This is a genomic window from Sphingobium sp. (genome assembly GCF_035511395.1).
GTDB lineage: Bacteria > Pseudomonadota > Alphaproteobacteria > Sphingomonadales > Sphingomonadaceae > Sphingobium.
This window is the reverse complement of record NZ_DATKFP010000008.1, coordinates 1-4852: the sequence shown is the minus strand read 5'-3', so window position 1 is coordinate 4852 and position 4852 is coordinate 1. Positions and strand designations below refer to the sequence as shown.

Genomic DNA, 4852 nt, shown 5'->3' with positions numbered 1-4852 from the left:
TCGCGGAATACGCCGAGCATCCGGCTGGTCTTCATCATGACGTTGGGCGTGCGCACGCCGCGCCCGGTCATACAGCCATGGGTCGCCTCGATCACCACGGCGACGCCCTGGGGCTTGAGATTTTCCCAAATGCAGTTGGCGACTTCGGACGTCAGCCTTTCCTGCACTTGCAGGCGGTTGGCAAAGGCATGGAGGACGCGGGCGAGCTTGGAAATGCCGACCACATATTGCCCCGGCAGATAGGCGATGTGCGCGCGGCCGACGATCGGAGCCATATGATGTTCGCAATGCGACTGGAATGGGATGTCCTTGAGCAACACGACATCGTCATAGCCACCCACTTCATGGAAGATGCGCGAGAGATGATAGGCCGGGTCGTCGTCATAGCCGCGGCAATATTCCTTCCACGCCCGCGCGACGCGTTCGGGTGTTTCCATCAGCCCTTCACGCTCCGGCGCATCACCCGCCCACCGGATGAGCGTGCGGATCGCTTCACTGACGTCGGCCGGAACCGGCTCCTTGCCTTCGCCAACGGTTTCGGCATCGAGGTCATATGCCATGGACAGGGCCACTCCTTATGCTGTTGGCCCCGCATATGGCGTCTCGCCTTGCCGATGGCCAGTCCTTTCAGGGCCGTCTGGACACAAGACCGCCATGATGGCAGATCGGTGATCAAAAAGGGATCGCAAAGAAAATCATGCCAATCCGTCTTATTATACATGCGTACTAAACGTATCGCGGCCGTGCTGCTCGCCGCCGGCACCTCGTCCCGCTTCGGCGAGGAAGACAAGCTGATGGCGGAGCTGCGCGGCAAGCCGGTCGCGGCGCACACGCTGGAAACGATCGCCTCCATGGCCTTTGCCGAACTGATTGCCGTCGTGCGCCCGATAGAAATGGCGCCGGTGATCCATCGCAAGCTGGATCGGCGCGGCTATACCATATTGGTGAACGACCAGCCCGAGGACGGCATATCGGGCAGCATCGTCCGTGCGGTCGAACATGTCATGCCCAACAACAAGATACGCGGCATCCTTATTTGCCTGGCCGACATGCCTGACGTGCCGCCAAGCCATTACAACCGTATTTGCCTGGCTGCCGAAGACATCAGGTCGGTCGTAGCCAGCACCGACGGCTTCTCCTCCTCCCCGCCCGCCTTCATCGGGAGAAAGCATTTCCCCGAACTGCTGGCGTTGAAAGGCGATCAGGGCGCGCGCGCCCTGCTGAGCCATGGCATTCAGATCGAGACAACCGGCGCGATCCTGCACGATATCGATACGCCGGAGGATCTGACAGGCGGTCGAGCAGTGACGCCGGCCTGACGCCTCAGCTCGACCGGGTCGGATCGGTCAGGCCATCGCCCATTTCGCGGGCGTCGGGCGCGCGACTGATCGGCAGCGATCCGGTCTGCCGTTCCAGTCGACGATGGACGACCGGCGCTCCGGGGCCGGCGTGGAGCGCGTGAATCGCCTCGCTGTTGGCGATGTCAGCGACGGTACGCCGCTGATTGTGCCGCACATAGTCGAGCCAGGTCGATACATGATAGCGCTCGACCCACAGGTCCGCCTCGCCGAGATCGCGCAGCAGCTGCCAGCCATGGGCACCATCGCGACGGCGGATACGGCGGCGCTCGCTCATGGCGGTGAGGAAGGGCACGACTGATCCGGGCAGGATGCGATATTCGATGGTGATGACGATCGGGCCGCTGCGCGGCTCGACCGGCACTGCCGTATCCGGCTCGTGCCAGTCGCCGCGCGGATCGAGATTGTCGTCACCGGTCTGCGGCAGCGGCCGCCAGAAGCCCAGGAGAGCCGCGACGAACTGGGTCGCGGCCGCCGCATAGAGGCCCGCGACGACGCCATGATGCTCCGCCACCCAGCCAAACAGCCAGGCGCCGCCCGCCATGCCGCCAAAAGCGATCATCTGATAGAGCGCCACCGCGCGCGCCACGACCCAGCGCGGCGCGGACATCTGGACGGAAACGTTGAAAGTCGAAAGCGCCAGCACCCAGCCCGATCCGGCGAACATATAGCCCAGGATCGCCAGCGCCATCCAATGGCTCGCTCCGGTCAGCGCAGTGCCGATCGCCATGGCCAGCGCGGCGGAACGGACGATCGCCTCGACCGAATAGCGCGCGCGCAGCCGGCGGCTGGACAGCGCGCCCAGCACCGCGCCGACGCCGAACGCACCACTGGTGATGCCGAAGGTCAGCGCGCTGCCGCCCAGCACGTCACGCGCGACGAGCGGCATCAGGGCGGAAACGGCGGCGGCGCCGATACCGAAGGCGCCTGCGCGCAGCAGCACCAGCTTTATCTTGGGCGAAGCGGCGACATAGCCGACGCCCGCGACCATCGCCACGCCAAGGCGTTCGCGCGGCAACAGCTTGGGCGGCAGGTCCGGTCGCCAGCGCGCCAGTACGGCGAGCAGGCCAACATAGCTGAGCGCATTGACGAGGAAGGCCGCCGCCGCGCCCGCCGCCGCGACGATGATGCCGCCCAGCGCCGGCCCCATGCTGCGTGCGAGATTGAAGCCCATGGAGTTCATCGCCACGGCGCTCGGCAGCACGGGGCGCGGCACCATGTCGCCGACCGATGCCTGCCAGGCGGGGCCGTTGATCGCGGTAGCGCAGCCAATGGCGAAGGTGAAGCCAAGGAGCAGCCAGGGCGTCATCAGCCCGGCCCACGCGGTCGCCGCCAGCAATGCGGAAGTCAGCAACATCGCACATTGGCAGGCGATCATCACCTTGCGCCGGTCGAGATTGTCGGCGACCGCTCCGGCCCAGAGCGACAGCAGCATGATCGGCAGCGTCGTTGCCGCCGGCACCAGCGCGATCAACAGCGGCGAGGCCGAAAGCGACGTCATCATCCACGCCGCGCCGACCGACTGGATCAAACCGCCGAAGTTGGACGCGAGGCTCGCCGTCCAAATGGCGCGGAAGGTGGGAATAGAGAAAGGTGACGGGGATTTCTGGGTCGGGGCTTGGGTCACACTGTCCATAGGGGGGATATAGACCCCAGGAACGAAGGCGCAACGCTTCTATACGGTACCGGTCCGCAATGCCTGTGCCCAGTCGGGGCGTCCGCGCATGTCCGCAAGCCGGGCGGGCGCTTCCCAGTCATAGCTGATAGAGACAATCTCTGCCGTCCAGCCGGCCGCGCCCTGTTCCACGATCGCATAGCGGGCATGGGGCGATCTGGACGCCACCTTGTGCAGGACGGGCCAGTCGTCATCATAGGCAGGCAGGCCCACGCTGCCCGGATTGACGATCAGGCCGCCGCCCGGCCGGCGATGGATGCGCGGGACATGGGTATGGCCGCACAGGATCAGCGGCGCGTCGACGCCCCCTGCCCGCTCTTCCACTTCCGATGCCGTGGCAGCCCTTAGCCCGTCGCCCTCTATGGTTTCGAGGAAATAGACGAGATCGCTGTCCGGGGAGCCATGGACCATCAGCACCTCCTGCGTCAGCCAGAGATGCTCCGGCAGGCGGGCAATCCAATCACGGTGAAGGGGTTGCAGGACCGAGTTCGCATAGGCATCGGACGGGCCCATCGCTTCCGGCGCAAGGGTCAGCAATTGTCGCTCGTGATTGCCCCGGATCGTCGGCAGGTCCAGCGCCATCAGCCGGTCGGCGGTTTCGCAGGGCAATAACGGTCCCGAAAGGATATCGCCCAGATTGACGATGCGATCGACGGCGTGCGTCGCAATGTCGGCCAACACGGAGTCCAGGGCAATCAGGTTGCCATGAATGTCGGAGAGGACGGCAATGCGCATAACTCTGAATGCCATGGGGATTCGCGCGATAAAAGAGGGTAAACCCGACAGCGATCTGGACAGTCGCGGCGCGTTTTGCATCATTGGCTTGCAACTACCGTTACGGCAGCGCTGACGCGGCGAACCGATCGCAATAGAGACTTGCACTTTACGTAAACGTAAATACATTCACGATAGCGTCTCATGAATTTGGCGAACGCCGGAATGACCCCCACGGAGAGGGAATGAACATGGAAGCCTATATCTACGACGCCGTCAGGACGCCCCGTGGCCGGGGCAAGGCCGATGGCTCGCTGCACGAAATCACACCGATCCAGCTGGCGACGCAGGTGCTGGAAGCCGTGCGCGACCGCAGCCAGATCGACACCGCCGATGTGGACGACGTGATCCTCGGCTGCGTCAGCCCGGTCGGCGAACAGGGCGCGGATATCGCGCGCGTGGCCGTGCTGAACGCCGACTATGCGCAAACCGTGCCGGGTGTGCAGATCAACCGCTTCTGTGCCTCTGGCCTTGAAGCGGTGAACATGGCCGCTGCGAAAGTCTATTCGGGCGAGGCGATGTTCGCGATCGGCGGCGGCGTAGAATCGATGAGCCGCGTGCCGATGGCGTCGGATGGTGGCGCCTGGGCGATGGACCCGGCAGTCGCCTACAAGACCTATTTCGCGCCGCAGGGCATCGGTGCCGACGTGATCGCCACCAAGTTCGGCATCAGCCGCGACGATGCCGACGCCTATGCCGTCGAAAGCCAGAAGCGCGCCAAGCAGGCCTGGGACGAGAAGCGCTTCGCCAAGTCGATCGTGCCGGTGAAGGACGTGATCGGCGGCATCGTGCTGGACCATGACGAACATATGCGTCCCGATGCGACGATGCAGTCGCTGGGCGCGCTGAAGCCCAGCTTTACCGCGCTGGGCGAGGAGATGCCTGGCTTCGACACCGTCGCCCTGCTCCGCTATCCCGAGCTGGAGAAGGTCAACCATATCCACCATGCCGGAAACAGCAGCGGCATCGTCGACGGCGCGGCCGCCGTGCTGGTCGGCAACAAGGAGATGGGCGAGAAATATGGCCTGAAACCGCGCGCGAAGAT

General features: G+C 64.6%; 5 protein-coding genes. 2 read left to right on the top strand and 3 right to left on the bottom strand.

Translation table 11 applies throughout. The features are described 5' to 3' along the window. A partial coding sequence (gene folE, locus VMR39_RS00400; RefSeq protein ID WP_325413273.1) for a GTP cyclohydrolase I FolE occupies positions 1–560 on the bottom strand: 560 nt, incomplete at its 3' end. A 159-nt stretch (positions 561–719) separates the two neighbouring features. Here folE and VMR39_RS00395 point away from each other — a divergent pair. Continuing rightward, positions 720–1319 (top strand): nucleotidyltransferase family protein, encoded by a 600-nt coding sequence (locus VMR39_RS00395; RefSeq protein WP_325413271.1) that lies wholly within the window; start codon positions 720–722, stop codon positions 1317–1319. Positions 1320–1323: 4 nt separating this feature from the next. Here the strand turns inward: VMR39_RS00395 and VMR39_RS00390 are convergent, their stop codons facing one another. Together VMR39_RS00390 and VMR39_RS00385 are read right to left on the bottom strand one after the other, a co-directional pair. Beyond that, positions 1324–2985 carry an MFS transporter gene (locus VMR39_RS00390; RefSeq protein WP_414712430.1) on the bottom strand — a complete coding sequence of 554 codons (1662 nt, stop codon included), beginning with the start codon at positions 2983–2985 and terminating at the stop codon, positions 1324–1326. 48 nt (positions 2986–3033) lie between these two features. Beyond that, positions 3034–3768 (bottom strand): metallophosphoesterase family protein, encoded by a 735-nt coding sequence (locus VMR39_RS00385; protein WP_325413277.1) that lies wholly within the window; start codon positions 3766–3768, stop codon positions 3034–3036. A gap of 230 nt (positions 3769–3998) precedes the next feature. Here VMR39_RS00385 and VMR39_RS00380 point away from each other — a divergent pair. Next, the coding region (locus VMR39_RS00380) for an acetyl-CoA C-acyltransferase (protein ID WP_325413275.1) at positions 3999–4852 on the top strand (854 nt) is incomplete at its 3' end.

What these genes read in the sequence shown, in the direction of transcription:
- VMR39_RS00385 (WP_325413277.1), bottom strand. Translation starts at nt 3,768, where the DNA reads ATGCGCATTGCCGTCCTCTCCGACATTCATGGCAACCTGATTGCCCTG.
- VMR39_RS00395 (WP_325413271.1), top strand. Translation starts at nt 720, where the DNA reads ATGCGTACTAAACGTATCGCGGCCGTGCTGCTCGCCGCCGGCACCTCG.